This window comes from Mycobacterium vicinigordonae (assembly GCF_013466425.1).
Taxonomy (GTDB): Bacteria; Actinomycetota; Actinomycetes; order Mycobacteriales; family Mycobacteriaceae; genus Mycobacterium; species Mycobacterium vicinigordonae.
In genome coordinates this window covers 104,478-120,213 of record NZ_CP059165.1, presented here as the reverse complement: position 1 = coordinate 120,213, position 15,736 = coordinate 104,478, and the positions used below count along the sequence as shown (strand labels likewise).

Annotated in this window: 13 protein-coding genes; 3 read left to right on the top strand and 10 right to left on the bottom strand. The window is 60.4% G+C overall.

The features are described from left to right. Positions 1-198: 198 nt before the first annotated feature. From H0P51_RS00535 to H0P51_RS00495, 9 genes are all read right to left on the bottom strand, one after another. Positions 199-1,626, bottom strand: coding sequence for an MCE family protein (locus H0P51_RS00535; protein WP_180916129.1), 1,428 nt, complete (start codon positions 1,624-1,626; stop codon positions 199-201). Position 1,627: 1 nt separating this feature from the next. Next, a complete protein-coding gene (locus H0P51_RS00530) occupies positions 1,628-2,773 on the bottom strand; it encodes an MCE family protein (protein WP_281373846.1) in 1,146 nt (381 codons plus the stop codon). Then, positions 2,770-4,077 (bottom strand): virulence factor Mce family protein, encoded by a 1,308-nt coding sequence (locus H0P51_RS00525; protein WP_246398957.1) that lies wholly within the window; start codon positions 4,075-4,077, stop codon positions 2,770-2,772. Before H0P51_RS00525 ends, H0P51_RS00530 begins: the two co-directional genes overlap by 4 nt. 44 nt (positions 4,078-4,121) lie before the next feature. After that, positions 4,122-5,456 (bottom strand): MCE family protein, encoded by a 1,335-nt coding sequence (locus H0P51_RS00520; protein ID WP_180916127.1) that lies wholly within the window; start codon positions 5,454-5,456, stop codon positions 4,122-4,124. Further along, positions 5,453-6,481, bottom strand: coding sequence for an MCE family protein (locus H0P51_RS00515; RefSeq protein ID WP_246398283.1), 1,029 nt, complete (start codon positions 6,479-6,481; stop codon positions 5,453-5,455). Before H0P51_RS00515 ends, H0P51_RS00520 begins: the two co-directional genes overlap by 4 nt. A 43-nt stretch (positions 6,482-6,524) precedes the next feature. Then, positions 6,525-7,910 carry an MCE family protein gene (locus tag H0P51_RS00510; RefSeq protein WP_246398281.1) on the bottom strand — a complete coding sequence of 462 codons (1,386 nt, stop codon included), beginning with the start codon at positions 7,908-7,910 and terminating at the stop codon, positions 6,525-6,527. Between the two features lie 3 nt (positions 7,911-7,913). After that, on the bottom strand, positions 7,914-8,771 hold the full coding sequence (locus H0P51_RS00505) for an ABC transporter permease (protein ID WP_180916126.1): 858 nt from the start codon (positions 8,769-8,771) through the stop codon (positions 7,914-7,916). Beyond that, positions 8,768-9,700: an MlaE family ABC transporter permease gene (locus H0P51_RS00500; protein WP_180916125.1), complete on the bottom strand. Its 933-nt coding sequence runs from the start codon at positions 9,698-9,700 to the stop codon at positions 8,768-8,770. Before H0P51_RS00500 ends, H0P51_RS00505 begins: the two co-directional genes overlap by 4 nt. Positions 9,701-10,020: 320 nt before the next feature. Then, positions 10,021-11,097, bottom strand: coding sequence for an LLM class flavin-dependent oxidoreductase (locus H0P51_RS00495; RefSeq protein ID WP_180916124.1), 1,077 nt, complete (start codon positions 11,095-11,097; stop codon positions 10,021-10,023). Between the two features lie 1,011 nt (positions 11,098-12,108). On the opposite strand from H0P51_RS00495, the gene H0P51_RS00490 reads away from it, so the two are divergent. Then, a complete protein-coding gene (locus H0P51_RS00490; RefSeq protein ID WP_180916123.1) occupies positions 12,109-13,248 on the top strand; it encodes an acyl-CoA dehydrogenase family protein in 1,140 nt (379 codons plus the stop codon). Positions 13,249-13,391: 143 nt separating this feature from the next. Here H0P51_RS00490 and H0P51_RS28815 read toward each other — a convergent pair whose 3' ends face one another. After that, on the bottom strand, positions 13,392-13,517 hold the full coding sequence (locus tag H0P51_RS28815) for a hypothetical protein (protein ID WP_281373845.1): 126 nt from the start codon (positions 13,515-13,517) through the stop codon (positions 13,392-13,394). A 97-nt stretch (positions 13,518-13,614) separates the two neighbouring features. Between H0P51_RS28815 and H0P51_RS00485 the strand changes: the two genes are divergently transcribed. Together H0P51_RS00485 and H0P51_RS00480 are read left to right on the top strand one after the other, a co-directional pair. Then, positions 13,615-14,643, top strand: a complete 1,029-nt coding sequence (locus tag H0P51_RS00485; protein WP_180916122.1) for a fused (3R)-hydroxyacyl-ACP dehydratase subunits HadA/HadB — start codon at positions 13,615-13,617, stop codon at positions 14,641-14,643. Positions 14,644-14,727: 84 nt separating this feature from the next. Further along, complete coding sequence (locus H0P51_RS00480; protein WP_180916121.1) at positions 14,728-15,726, top strand: amidohydrolase family protein; 999 nt, start codon at positions 14,728-14,730, stop codon at positions 15,724-15,726. Positions 15,727-15,736 lie beyond the last annotated feature (10 nt).

The window sequence follows — 15,736 nt, the reverse complement described above, 5'->3', positions numbered from 1 at the left end:
GCATACGCGCTGAAGCGACTTTCGGCCCGTGGTAGCGGTAGTGCGGCCGATATTCCCTTGACGACCAACACAGCTGGCCACCAATGCAGTTATCAGCACTGATCGAATATCCTTGGCACGGAGCCTATCCGCGTCGGTTCCGGTACTTACTCTTGACGCGATTCGCCGCGCCGTCAACATCAGCCTCAAAGGCACGCCTTAGCGTGTCGGAGGCGTCAACATTGATTGCCACGTCCTTCCCCCCGGACTCTGAGCTAGATCACCTTGGGTGTAGACGTGTCCATCTGGACCGACATACGTGCCTGTCGCGGGGTCGTAGTTTGCGATGCCAATTGGCGGCAGTATCTGGACTGGCGGCGTCGGGGGTGCAAGTTGCGGGATGTCTTGTCCCGACAACGTGGCGTTTGGGTCGCCCTTCCAGTTGTTGCCGTCGTTGAGCGGCACGTACTGTTCGTCGCTCTCACACATCTTGACCGTAGGCGCACGCTTCCCTGGCCGGGTAAGGCACGGATAATTGCGTGCCCCGCGAACGTCATTGGGCGCGTCTTGCGGTATCCGGCAATATAAATCAGCCGCTGGACGCTCGGGTGAATCCTCGAAGTTCGCAGTACGTTGCTGCTGGGCAGGTAAATACCCGGTGGTACACGGCGGCGGCAGATTCAGGTTGAGATTGAAGTCCAGATACCCTCCGGGGTGCTTGCTGTCCTTATTCGCAAGCGCGTGTGCCTGCATTGCGGCAACTCCCTCGGGCAGTAACACCAACAGCTGCTCGATCGCCGGCTGGTAAGCTACGGCCACCTGGCCGACGCTCACCAGGTTCGCGAGCAGTACCGGTAGCGTTGGCCGGAGCCGCTCCACGAGCTGTCGTGCTTCGTCAACCGCGGCAGGACCATTCTGGAGCAGACCCGCGAATGAAGAATCGTTGTCTCGAACTTGCCTAGTAACTGTGGCGATATGGGCGGCCCAGGATTGGATCTCGTCGGACGTCGATGCTTGTGAATCCAGCACGGGCTTGATCCGATCGATCACATCCGTAAGCGTGCCCAAGTTCTTATCAGCGTCGATGGCCAGCTTGGTCGACCCGGCGACGATCCGGGAGAGTTCCGGACCTAGGCCACCGACGGCAGCGTAAGACTCGTCGATCACCGTTCGCACGTCGTCGCGCGGAATCGCCTTCAGACCACGGTTGGCGGCGTTGACTAGCTCATTGATGTCGGGCGGCACGGTTACGCGATTCAGCGGAATCACGTAACCGTCGTGGAGTGTAGGGCCGTTGCCGGTGCGGGGTGACAACGCGACGTACTGCTCACCAATGCTCGATGCGCTGTGCACCTGTGCGTCCGTATCAGCTGGAATTGCGATGTCCGACCGTAGTGATAGCTCCGCTACTACACCATTATTGGTGAGATGCACGCGCTTTACCCGCCCGACCTCGGTGCCGCGGTATGTCACATTTCCGCCGGTATATAGGCCAGCAGCGTGCGGCAGCTGCACGGTGACTACGTAGCGACCGATACCCATCATCGCCGGGACCTTGATGTATCCGAAGAGGATTACAGCGCCGGCGATCACGGTTATGATCGTGAATACCACGAGCTGCCCTCGCACTAATCTGGTAAGGCGCATGTCACGGTCCCTGATTCCAATTATAGGGAGCCACAAGCGGATTGCCTGCCGTGTAAGGGCTTGGTAACTGCCCGATGGTGCGACCCCACTGCATTTCGAGTTCAGTCAAGTTACCTTCCCAACGGGTGCCGGTGAAGAGGCTTCTGTCGATTCGACTGAGGGTCAGGTCGACAGTCAGGCCCACGTTGACGTAATCGCCGCGAACCATGTTGCCTAACGTTTCGTCCGCCCATGGGAAGGTAGCGAGCAGGCTCAAACCTCTAGTCAACGACGGTCCAGCGTCGGCCAGCGACTGCAGAATCGGGCCGAAGTCACGCAGTTCCTGGTCCAAGTTTTGCTTCGTGGAATTAACCGCTTTGGTGGCGAGTGCGCTGAACTGCCCGAACGCTTTGAATGCCTCGGTGAGGTGATCACGCCGGGCGTTCAGGACCTCAAGTGCATTGGGCACTGTACGCAATGCGTTGTCCAATACAGGCTTCTGATCTGCCAACTGTTTAACAAGCCGGTTAAAGCTCTCGGTGGCAGCGATGATGTCATCTGTCTGCCCATGGAGCCGACCAACGAACTCGTTGATTTGACGGATGAGGCTCTTGAGGTCCTTCCCCCGGCCACTAAGCGCGGTCGAGAACGCCCGCACTATGTCTTGGACCTCGCCCACACCGCCACCGTTGAGCAGCAGGGATATGACAGCCAGCGTCTGATCGGTTCGCGGGAACGCCGCCGAGCTGCGCAGTGGGATTAATGCCCCATTTGTCAGTCGACCTACGGGTGGGCCTACCGTCGGCGCCGCGAGTTCGACGTGCAGCGAGCCTAGTAGGCTGGTTTGGCCAAGGGTCGCCGTGGCGTTGGCCGGAAGATGGACATCGCCGTTGAGCCTCATGGTGATTAATGCGTGCCACCCCTCGCGCTCGATCTTGGTTACCGTCCCAACGTTCGCGTCGCCCACCCGAACGCGCGAGTTTTCCTCGAGGTAACCGACGTCGCGCATTTGGGCGCGCACTTCGAAAGCGTGATCACCGCGGCCCGCTGTGCCTGGCATCGCTATCGAATTCAGTCCCTGCCATTGGCAACCAGGCACGCACGAGACGACCAGAAGCGTAACGACCAAGGCTAGACCCAATTTGATGTTTTGCGCGGCCTTAGTCACGAGCCACCTCCGGGCGGAACCATCATGCCGGGTAGTCCTTGCGCCGGGTTCGTAGGAATTGCGTCGCCTGCGCTAGCCGTAGCTCCTTGTTCCGCCGAAGCCGGGCCGCCTGGCGCCGCCGATGCCTGCACATCCGTCGGGGCTGGCGCAAGCGGCGGCGACACCGGAGGTGGTGCAGGCACAAAGTCCGGACGCATCCAGTCTTCTGTATATGTGATCTCGTTCGGTCGCGCTGCCGCACCGACAAACGGATTTAACCCAATAGGAAGTGCGTTCCACTGGCGGTTCTTGATAATTGGTGCAAGGTATTGGACGCAAAGCTTCGCCGACCGCTCATTCCCGAGCCGCGACGCTGCCTCAATTGCGCCGCACAAGAATGAGATTGGATTGTTGAAGTTGGTCATGGCCAGAGCGCCCGTGAGGGATGCCTGTGCAGGCTGGAAGATGTTGGTCACGTTCTGCAATACGTTTGGAAAGACGTGTAGCGCCTGTTTGATGTCATCGACGCTGTCGTGGACGACAGTAGTGATTGACGCAAGCTTGTCCGCAGTGGTCCCCAGCGCTTCGCGATTGTCTGCAATGAAGTGGTTTGCGTCACCAACGACCGCATTAAGGTCTGCGATTGCGTGCCCGACTTCGTCGGGATCGTCGGCGAGCAGCGAGGTGACCGCAGCCAAATTGCGGTTCATCGCCTGCATCGCGTCGGTGCTGTCCTGAAGCGCAGACACTACGGTGGCGAGGTTCTTGATCGTCAGAAATATGTCGTCGCTGTGGTCGCCTAATATAGACAGGGCTTGCGCCATCTTTACCACAGCCTGGCGGATGTCAACACCACGGCCACGCAGGTTGTTGGCGGCCGTACTGACGAGTTCGCCAAGCTTGCTGAGCCCGCCGTCCTTGGTGGGTTGCAAGGCGTCAGTTAGCTTTTGGAGTTCTTGACGTAGGTCGTCCCATTCCACCGGAACAGCGGTGCGGTCCAAAGGAATCACCGCGCCATCGCTCATGACTGGTCCGCCGGTGTAAGCAGGAGTCAATTGCACGGCGCGAGCGGTGACTAGTTGCGGCGAGAGGATCGCAGCCATCGCATTGGCCGGAATCTTGTACTTGGAGTCGACATACATCGTGACCTTCGCCCGATCCGGCTGGGGGACGATTGTGTCGACCTTGCCGACGGCCACACCAAGGATGCGCACTTCGTCACCTGAGAACAGTCCGTTGGTGTTGTCGAAGTATGCGGTGATGCGGGTCTTGCGCTCTGCGCCGAGACCGATTGCCACAACAGCGATTCCGCCGACGAGCATCATGCCGAGGGCCACTGAAAGCGCAATTTTGGCTCTGCGCGATGCGTTCACTGTCCTCCTCCTGTGGGTCCGGGTACCGGCGGGGCGCCTGGGGGCGGCACCTCGTTCGGGGCGGGGTGATACACCGGAGACGGAGTGGGCTCCGGAGTAGACCCCGGTCCTGGTGCGGCCGGTGCGGGCGGACCCGGCGGCGGACCGCCCGGCGCCGGCGCAGGCAGCGGCTCCCGATATGGGTACCTTGGATCGCCAGGGTTGCCGGTAATGGCGTCCGGCAGCGTGAGGCGAGGCGCGCCGCCCTGGCCTGTTCGAGGGTATGGCACCGGTAGCGGTGGGGTAGCTGGCTGCCCAGTCTGCGGGTCCGTCCGATGGGAGGGCAGCAACACGTTGGGATCCAAGCCCAAATCTGAAAAGGCCGCGTCGATGAACGGTTGGATAAACTGCCCCGGAAGCAGGTTGACGATGTATGCCTTGAAAAAGGGCCCGGACCCTACGACCTCGCCGAGCGACAAAGCGTACTGGTTGAGATACTTGACCGCCTGCTGGATCCGGTCCTTTCGGTTGTCAACGAGCGTGAGAACACCATTCAGTTTGTCGAGTGCCGGGCGCAGACTTGTTTGGTTCTCGTTTATGAAGGCCTTGAGTTGTCGAGCGAACGCCGACAGGTTTGCCGAGATATTATCTACCGCAACGCTTTGGGACCGCAGTTCGATCAAGAGTGCGTTGGTACTGCCGACCAATCCCACGAGTTGGTCAGTACGCTCGGATAGCACGTGCGTAGCTTTACTCGCATTCGCCAATAGACTTCGCAGCTGCGCATCGCGCGCATCCAGCGTCTGCGCGAAGCGCGCCACGCCGTCGACCGCTTCCTTCAACTCGGGCGGGGTGTCTCGAAATGTCTCTGAGAGGGTCGCTAACGCGTTAGTCATTGTCCCGGTGTCGATGCCACTGATCGTCCTCGTCAAGTCACCCAGCGCATCCGGCAACTGGTACGGCGCCTTTGTCCGTTCGATCGGGATGGGCGCCGTCAGCTCACCGTCGCCCAATGTGGTGATTTGAAGTAGCTTGGCCCCCAGCAGGGTCTTAGTTCTAATGTTCGCTTCGCTGCGGCTTCCCAGGTGTACGTCCTTGTCTATGGCGAATTTCACCAACACGCGGGCGCCATCCAAGCTGATGGATTTCACCGATCCGATCCGGTAGCCAGCGACCTCCACCGGCGCGCCGACCTTCAATCCACCCGCCTCGGCGAAGAACGCCGAGTACTGCTTGTCCGTCGTGACGAAAGGCAGCTTGTCGTAGTTCAGCGTGGCCCCCGCTATCACCACGCATAGCAACATGCCGACAAGCCCGATGATGAACGGACTTCGATCCGCGAAGGGTCTCATTTCGGCGAACACCGCCCCGAATCTTGGCCAACCAGCTTGATGTACACCGGTTGGCCCCCTTTGCCGTTAACCTTCAAGAACACATCGCACAGGTAGTAAGTGAAGAAGTCGCCGTAGAGGCCGAGACGGCTGAGTTTCCGGTACGAATCCGGCAACGTATTGAGAAGGTTGTCGAAGTAGTCGTGGTCGGCGAGAACAATCGAGGTCACGCGATCCGACTGGACCGTGTTGGCCTTCCAGGATGGTCTTATCCGCTGTAAGAGGTCGGTGATCGTTGCCGAAGACGCATTGGTGTACGCCACGGCGTTCGTTATGTCCGACCTCTTCTCGGCTAGTCCTCTAACCAGTGATGACAGTGAATCCACCGCCTTGGCGAACTGATTGCTTTGGTCACCCAGTGATTGCAGAACGGCGTTGAGGTGGTTGATCACCTCCCCGATTAAGTGGTCACGATCCGCGAGCTTGGTGGTGACGGCAGCCGCTTCGGTCAGGAACGAGCCAATCGTTGCGCCTTCGCCTTGAAAGGCTTGAATTAGCTGGCCACTCAGGGCGTTTACCTGGTCTGGTTCGAGTGCACGGAACAGCGGTCGAAAGCCACCGAGAAGTGTGTCGAGATCCAGCGCTGGCTCGGTTCTATCGATCGGAATTATGTCGCCGGGGTTGAGCTTGCGCGCTCCATCGGCTCCTTCCAGCAACGCAAGGTAACGGGTGCCGATGGGGTCAGCCCAGCGGATTGCCGCGGCAGTGCTGTTCGTCAAGGCCACGGTTGCGTTGGCAGAGAACTCGACGAGGGCGGTCCCCTCCTTGGTAATCGAGATCTTCTTGACCTTGCCAACCTCCACGCCCGCAATGCGGACAAAGTCGCCTTCCTTGAGGCCACTAACATCCGAGAAGACCGCCCGGTATGCCTGAACATCGTCGAATCTCAATTGCGCGAAGACTGCAAGCAACCCGAATGCACACATGGCGCACACCACGACAAATACCACGAGAGCCATTGCGGCGCGGCGCAGTCCGGTCGTCACGTCGGTCCCTCCCTCAGATAGTTGGTTGTCGGCTGGCCCACGATCACCTAGCAGGCTCCGTTGAAGGCTGCCCCGGCGGCAGCGGAGTCGGTGCAGCTGGCGGAGGAGATGCGGGCGGAACTCCGGGATATAGTGGCGTGCCGTCAGGCGCATACAGGGGCGCACCGTACGGCGGCGCACCGGGATACGGGACGGGTCCGATTGCAGGCGGCCTCGCGCCATGAACACTCGGGGGTTCTGGCGTTGCTCGGGTAACGGGGAGCAGGTTGATCCACCAGGGATGACCGATGCCCGGGTTCGGTCGCATGTCCAGGCCGGTACCCCATCCGGTGTTCGTCACCTCGTAGCGCACCGGAAAGTTCTTAGAGACATCGGGCAATGAACCACACCCCGGCCGACCCCCGGGGCCCCCTTTTGCCGCGACGATCGGCAAATTGTCCGGGTAGCGATATGGATCGTCCCCGAACAACAGGCCCGCGTCGATAAGGTACGTCCGCCCGTTACCGCCGTAAGCCGCGTACCCGCCGTTGTCCAAGTAGTACTTGGAACCAACGAGCAGACACGTATAAGTCGGGCTGTACCTCAATAGCAGGTTCGTCGTCGGCTCGAGAACGTTGATGCCGTTGATGAAATTGTCCATATTTGGACCAAGGAGGTCTATGCCTCTCCTAGAGAAGCCGATCGTACTGAGCAAGAGTGAATCTAGATCCTTCGAGTGCTGGACGATAGTCGAGCTCGTAGCGCTCGCTGCATCCAGCGTGGCCAAGATGTCCTTAGCTGCCGCGCTGTAGGCGTCGCTGAATCCTTTGAAAGAACGCCAGTTCTGGGTGATAGTGTCCATCCGCGGGTTAACTGCCAGGAGAACATTATTTGCACCCGTGATGGCCTGACCCATTCGCTCGCCCTGTCCCCGAACACCTTCGGCCAAAGCGGTTAGCACCGAATGCAGCTTGTCGACGTCGATCTGCTTGAGCAAGTCGACGATATTCTCGAACAAGGTGTTCACCTCGGTGCTGACGTTCTTCGACCGCAGTACCGCTCCGGCAGTGAGGCGCTGTCTGCTCGGCTGCTCGGGGTCGATCAGATCGACGAACTTTGCACCAAATACCGTGTTGGCTTTGATTTCTGCTTGCACATTGGCTGGTATGTAACGCATCTGGTCTGGGAACATTTCTAGCGTAAGGCTGAGCGGCTGGGTGCCACCCGAGATGTTGGCGACCCGTCCAACCTCGACTCCACGGAATTTGACTCTCGCCCCTGACTCCATGACAAGCCCGCCACGATCGGAAACCAATTTGACCGGGACGAATGACTTGAAGGTTTCTTCAAACAGTGCCGAGCACACCAGGGCGATGGTAGTTACGATACCGAAAAGCCCTGCTGCCCAACATAATAAGTGGCTACGCCGCTCTCGTCGCTCCATGCTCATTCGTCACCCCGACAGATGGAAGTTGCCAGACTTGCCATAGATGGCAAGCGAAAGGAACAGGACGATAAAGACAGCTGCGATTAGCGATGCCCGAACCGATCGCCCCACGGCCTCACCGACTCCAGCAGGCCCGCCACTCGCGGCGAATCCGTAATACGTATGCACCAGCATGATCACTATCGCCATCGAAATGGCTTGAAAGAATGACCAGATTAGGTCGCCGGGGTTCAGAAATGTGTTGAAGTAGTGGTCGTACACGCCCGTTGATTGTCCGTAGACGAAGGTCGTGCTGAACCGCGCGGCCAGGTAGGCAGATACCACTGCCACGCAGTACAAGGGGATCACGACGATCACGCCCGCGACCACGCGGTTCGACGCCAGGTAAGCGACTGCACGTACGCCCATTACCTCCAGAGCATCGATCTCTTCGTTGATCCGCATCGCGCCCAGCTGTGCGGTCGCGCCAGCACCGATGGTCGCCGACAACGCGATGCCAGCCACCACCGGGACGAGTAGGCGGGTGACAAAGTAGGCGGATACGAACCCGGTCAGCGCTTCTGTGCCGAAGCTCGAAAATTGGTTGTAGCCCTGGATTCCTACCAGGGAGCCGATCGATAGCGTCAAGAACCCGACTACCGCGACCGTGCCGCCGATAAGGGCTAAAGCTCCTGTGCTCATGCTCATCTGGGCAATCAATCGGACCAGCTCGATCCGGTAGTGAACGAATGAGTCTTTGATCGAAGCGAGTGTCTCGCCGTAGAACCTGGCTTGTGTGCCGATACGCACCAGCCCGTCGACTTGCCCTTTGGCAATGCGGCGAAGCACGGGACGGAGTGTGCTGGGAGCGGCTGATTGACTCATATGGTCACCTTTACCCCGGCGGCCGTAGCCACAATATTTATCGCAAACAACGCCACGAATGTGAACACCACGGTCTCATTAACCGCGTTACCGACTCCAGCGGGACCTCCACCAACGGAAATTCCCTTGTAGCAAGCGATCAAGCCTGCCGCCAGACCGAAAACGGCAGCCTTGATCCAAGCGATTATCAAGTCGGCTCCGTGAGTGATGGTCGTCAGGCTGGCATTAAAGGATCCCGGAGTAACGTGCTGGACATAGACCGAGAAGACATAGCAACCAACCAAACCCACGACTATCACTACGGAGGATAGGAGTACTGCCACCACCGTCAACGCCATCACCCGAGGCACCACCAGCGCCTGAATGGGGTTGATTCCCATAACACGTAGTGCGTCAAGTTCTTCACGAATCGTACGTGCGCCCAGGTCAGCACACATGGCTGTCGCGCCAGCACCGGAGACCACGAGTACGGTCACGACGGGACCAACTTGAGTGACTGTTCCCCATGCGGCGCCGGTGCCGGAATAGTCTGCAGCGCCGAACTCGATAATGAGAATGTTAAATGTGAAAATGAGAAGTACGTCGAAGGGAATTGCCAGCAGCATCGTGGGCACAAGGGAGACTCGGGCCACGAACCAACATTGGAGCAAGAATTCGCGCCATGCGAATGGCCTTCGGGGCATCGCGGCCAGGGTGTCCAGAGCTGTCGCGAAGAAATCGCCAAGTGCACGTACTGGTTTGGCAGCGCCACTATGGGAGAGCTCTCCGAGTGCCGCCCAGACTCGACTGTCAAATGGCGACCTACGCTTCGCTTCTCCGGCCGCGGATGACTGCACGCTAAGGTCGTCCCCGTCAGCTTCTGACCGCAATGCAACCGTCGCGGTGCGCGCGTCGCCGTCTTCCCCGGTCTCGCTTGCATCACCGCTCATGCTCGGATCCTTCTCGATGAGGTTGTCGCGACCAAGAACTTCGGCCCGTCCAAATCCCCGAACCGGACAACCCTGAAGAGAAATGCTTCATCAGGTTCGCTGGCCGATGATGGCACGCAGGTTGCCAATCGATACGTGGTGAAACATTGCGTTCCGGGTGGTGCTCACAGCCAGGCCGGAGTCAAGGTGAGATCGCGTGACGGAGCCGAAGGTAGCCCCGCCGCCACGGGCGTCGAGGTCCTGAAAGCGATTGGTTCCTAACATATTTGACTTGCAACCCAATAGCGCTAGGACAGCCGGCGAGGCAATCTGGTTGTCCATCATGCACCGCTGCCGCGGTTGGGTACCGACACCACTAACGCCTCTGGCTCGCTGATGCCACCTCCGAACGCCGCAATGATGCCCTCGAAAGCCGCAGTGGTCTCCTCAACGGTGAACGGCGGGACGTATGGGGTGTGCAGACAGATCTCATCGACCGATCCCTCATACGCGGTTGCTTGCTGGCGGCACTCTTCAGGCGTTCCGGAAATGCTGAACATCCGCACGAGCTTGTCGTCGGTGACTTCGGCGAGGGCTGCGGGGCCGTGCTTCTCAAGGGTCGCTAGCACCTCGGCGGTCTCCTTGTAAAGGCCCGCCGCCTCTGCGCTCATCCGATTGTTTGGGTGCGCGACGTAGATGCCGACTTGCACCCTAGCCCAGCGCAGCGCTACATCACGGTCTCGATTGCAGCAGCAGATCGTATACGAGACCACGTCAATGTCTTTCGGGTTACGGCCGGCGCGTTCAGCACCTGCAGCCAGGCTCGGACGGACGACCGCCGCGATATAGTCCGGGTCGAGAAGGTAGCCGATTATCCCGTCGGCTACCTCGCCCGCCAATTGCAGCATTTTCGGCCGGACCGCACCGAGGTAGATCGGCACAGGTGTGTCGCCGTCTATCCGAGCGCCCCAGATCGTGGCTGGCGCCCCGAACCGCTGAAATCGTCCTTCATAAGCGGCCTCCGTACCCGTGGCAAGATGATTGAGCGCCAGCTTCAGCACCTCCAAGTACTCACGGGTGCGCGCGACCGGTCGATCAACGTCGACACCGGCGTAGACGTCCATAAGGCCCGGGGTACCAGGGCCGATACCGACTTTCAGCCGACCCCCCGAAATTTTCGCGACATCAACGGCAGCGTTGGCCATTGCGAACGGGGTACGGAGAAGGAACGACGTGATGCCTATGCACAGGTCGATCGATCTCGTCCGCTGTGCAGTCAAGGCATGCATTATGAATGGGTTCTTGAACACTTCGTAGTTCCACACCGCATCTAATCCGGCTTGCTCCGCGGCCCAAGCAAACTCGGCGATCTCGCCAAACGAATGGTCCAGGCTGGGCAAGCTAACTCCGAGGCGCATCGATTGCTCTCTCCTTGCAGGGTTTCAAATTAGGGGTGGACAGCCGAGGTCTGCTGTCCGCGTGGTTACATTTGAAACCGCAAGTGACCGACGTAACAGCCGCCCGTCGTACCGTTCGATCCACTTTTCGCGTATGTGGCGCCTGCAACTCTGCCGGCGCGCCGTCAGCGCTCCGTTTCGCGGTTGCCAAGTACGCTGAAAGACCCCTGCTCGGAGGGGGATTCCTTTGTCCGCGAACCTTTCAGCGGTTCGGAACGCACGCGCTTGGGGTGTGTTCGCAGCGGTCGCTACCGCACTCATCCTCTTCAGGTACGCAAGTTTCTTGGCATCCTGCACGCCGAACGGCCTTCGGTAGCGCGTTGAAAATGACGGCCACGGCTGCGTTCGAATTTGTTGCGAGAGTTAGTACGCCTCCCAACTGCACCTCCCGACGGGGTGTCACAGTAACGTTGAAGGACTTGCGAAAACCGCTTAGTGACAATGAAGTTACGCGGCTCACCATGGATCACGCAGTGGCCGCCACGCTTGATGATGGACCGCACCGAGCTCGCAACTCTGGTGAACCATGATCGCCATCCACGTCAAGAGTAACCACTTCGCACTCTGCAGTGGTCGCTATCACCACCGCTACGGCTCGTCTGCCAGTTTCCGCTGCAACTATTTTTGAGATACTATGGTCCTTAATTGACAAGGAGTCGACAAGCTCGGGGACGGGTGACTGATCCTCATACCGTTGTGAACCCGAAGAAACTGTTGTTTTACTTGGGTTCTCGTTATCGATGTTGGGTGGCATGCAGAACCGCCGGGCGGCCAAAACCTTAGGAGCGTCCATTGCAGGACCGGTACCGAATCAGGCGACACCGCTGCGCAGTCCCAGCGGATTCGCCTCAGCTCGAACGCTTTCATCGGGGATAGCTGCGAGCGCAGCGAGCCCCAACCGTGGGACTGAGACCCCGTTCCGCGCGACGCCGTGTCTGCCGGACTGTTCCCTTACTGGAGGTTTCGCCGCTTATGAGTCTGACCACCGAACAGCTGGATTTCCAGAACGCCATCCGCGAATTCTGCGCCCGCGACTGCGCGACGCGCGAACAGCGCGAGGCACTGCTGGATCCCGAGGAGGAGGATCAGTCCTCCGTTCTGTACGGTCGACTCGCTGAGCTGGGATGGCTCGGGGTCGCCATCCCCGAAACATATGGCGGCTCCGGGGGCACCTACGTTGAGCAAACTATCCTTTTCGAGGAACTCTGGCGTGGCATGGCGCCGGTGAAGGCCCTGGGGCCCACCACCACAGTTGCGGGTTGTTATAAGCGCTTTGGCTCCGAGGAGCAAAAGCATCACGCCCTCGCCGCGATTGCCGCCGGTGAGATTATGTCGATTTCGATCTCTGAGCCGGGGGCGGGTTCTGATGTCGCTGCGATCGCTTGCTCCGCCAAGCCGGTCAGCGGGGGCTGGGTCCTCAACGGGCAAAAGACTTGGTGCTCATACGCGCATCGCGCGGGCCGCATCCTCCTGGTCGGACGGACAAGCCGCGACGAAAACGCGCACGCTGGGTTGACCATATTCGAGGTGTCGAGTGATTCCGAGGGAGTGGAGACGCGCCGCATCGCCACCCTCGGGGGTCGCGAGGTCAACGATATCTTCTTCACTGATTGCTTCGTGCCGACCGAAAATGTCGTCGGTGAAGTGGGGCGGGGTTTCCCTCAGATCATGGCAGGACTCGACGGCGAACGCCTGGTGGGTGCTGCGGTCGCCATCGGGCTTGGCCAGCGGGCGCTGGACGACACCATCGCCTACGTTAAGGAGCGCAAACAGTTCGGCAAGTCCATCGGAACATTTCAAGCGTTACGACACCGAATCGCCGACCTTGCGACCGAACTTGAGTGCGCCAGGCTTCTCACCTATGAGGTGGCCGGACGTTTGGAGCGCGACCCCGGACCCGCAACTACCCGGATGACCTCGATGGCCAAGATCAAAAGCTCCGAGATTGCCAAACAAATTGCGCTGGAGGGAATGCAGATGATGGGCGGGTACGGGTATGCGTGTGAATACGACATGGAAAGCCACGTGCGCCACTCGCTCGTGTTGCCGATCTATGCTGGCACCAACGAGATTCAGCGAGAGATCGTAAGTCGGTCGCTGGGTCTGCGATGATTTTGGCGTAGCCACGATCACCCACTCCGCGGCAACCTGTACGTCGGCGTAGTAACCGGCCCCCGTAACCCCGACCGCATACTCCGGTCCTGCTAGGCGATGGCGTCGCCGAAGCACGCGGTCATCCACGGCCGCGGGCCCAATTAATGCTGCCTCTCGGTCAGCCAGGCAGCAGCAGCCGCTCGGCCAACTGGGCGCACCAGGAACTCCAGCTGGGCACGGGCCGCCTTCTGCACCAACATCGTGCCGTCGGTTTCGAACGCCGCCACGCGGACAGCCTCGGCTGGAATGAGCGCACCGCTTTCCACACGTTAGTGTGCTCTGGTCGGCGTCACCGAACAGGCCGGTAGAAAAGTTGGGCATTTCATGACCGCAGCATCAGAAGCATCGGCACTCGAAGAGCGGGTCGGCCACCACTACCAGATGGACGGCACCTACCTGGTAGGTCGCGAGAAGGTGCGCGAGTATGCCCGTGCAGTGCAGGACTACCACCCCGCGCACTGGGATGTTGACGCCGCCGCTGAGCTGGGCTATTCGGGTCTGGTGGCGCCGATCACGTTCACTTCGGCACCGGGCATGGCCTGCAATCGCCGCATGTTCGAATCGGTGGTCATCGGTTACGACACATACGTGCAGACCGAAGAGGTTTTCGAGCAGCACCGCCCGATCGTGGCGGGCGACGAACTGCACGTCGACGTCGAACTGACGTCGGTTCGCCGGGTCGCGGGCAGAGACCTGATCACCGTGACCAACACTTTCACCGACGCCGCCGGCGAGCGGGTACACACGCTGCACACCACCGTCGTCGGCGTCACGGCCGAGGACATCGGGGCGACCACCAAGGAGGCCGTGCAGAACGCGATGATGCACGACTTCAACATCCTCGACATTGCCGAATCCAATGCCGCCTACGTCAAGACGGTGCGTCCGGAGGACGAGGTCCCAATTGCCGTGGACAGCGCGCGCAGGCCCGGCACCCGGAACTTCGACGACGTCAAAGTCGGCGACGAGCTGCCGACGCACCACACCCGACTTTCGCGTGGCGACCTAGTGAACTACGCCGGCGTCGCCGGTGACGCCAACCCGATTCACTGGGACGAACAGCTGGCCAAGCTCGCGGGGCTGCCCGACGTCATCGCGCACGGCATGCTGACCATGGGTTTGGGCGCTGGATTCCACTCCGCATGGTCGGGGGACCCGGGCGCGGTCACCCGGTACGCGGTGCGGCTGTCGCAGCCCGCGATCGTATCGGCCGCCGAAGGCTGCGACATCGAGTTCAGCGGGCGGGTCAAATCGCTGGATCCGGCGACCCGCGAGGGAGTCATCATCCTCGGCGCCAAGTCCGGCGGCAGGAAGATTTTCGGCCTAGCGACCATGCACGTCCGCTTCAGCTGATGACGACGAACGGCCCGCTTCCGCTGATCGGTTGAAGCCACCTACGTTGGGTTGTACCCGCGCGCGTCGTGAGGAGCTAACCGAATGCGAATCGTCACCGTCGAAGAACACTTCGAGCATCCGGAGGTGAGCCGTCGGGTGCTGGAGCTCGACGGCCCGCCTAGCGGGCTCCCGGCCGAGGTACTCGACAAGTTCGGTTCGATCTTCAACGACGACCGCGACGCCGCGACCCGGCTGGACGGGCACCGGTTAGCGCACATGGATGCCGTAGGTGTCGACGTCCAAGTCGTCTCGCACGGCAACGGAAGCCCGAGTGCGCTCGCCGCGCCCGAATCGGTAGCTCTGTGCCGTCAGGTGAACGATGATCTCGCACAGCAGATTTCTGAGCATCCCGACCGTTTCCGCGGCTTTGCCACCCTCCCCCTCTACGATCCCGCCGCGGCAGCCGAAGAGCTGCGCCGTTGCGTCGGCGACCTCGGGTTTGTCGGCGCTTTGATCGCGGGAACGTTCCAGGGTCTCTTCCTCGACGACTCCCGCTTCGACCCGATCCTTGCCGCAGCCGAGGCGGTAGACCTGCCGATCTACGTGCACCCTGGGCTGCCGCACCCACAGGTCTCGCGCCCCTACTACTTTGGCGACTGGTCGGCGGCCGTCGGCGTGGTGTTCTCCGGGCCTGCGTTCGGGTGGCACGCGGAGGCGGGCATCCACGTCATCCGGCTAATTCTGTCCGGGGCGTTGGACCGTCACTCCGGTCTGAAACTACTGAGCGGGCACTGGGGTGAGGTAATGGCATTTTGGCTCGAGCGACTCGATGAGACTTTCGCGCTCGTTCGCGCGGGCCACGACCGCGACGTCAGCGACTACTACCGACAGCAAATCTGGGTGACCCCGTCGGGAATGTTCAACCAGCATCAGCTCCACCACGTGGTAGCCGAACTGGGCGCCGAACGGATCGTCTACTCCGAGGACTTCCCCTACGTCAAACGCGACAATGTCACCGAATTCCTGACTGATTCGGGTCTTTCCGAGCACCAGCAGCACGCAATCGCACACGGCAACGTCGAAGCGCTACTACGGATCTGACGGGACGAGG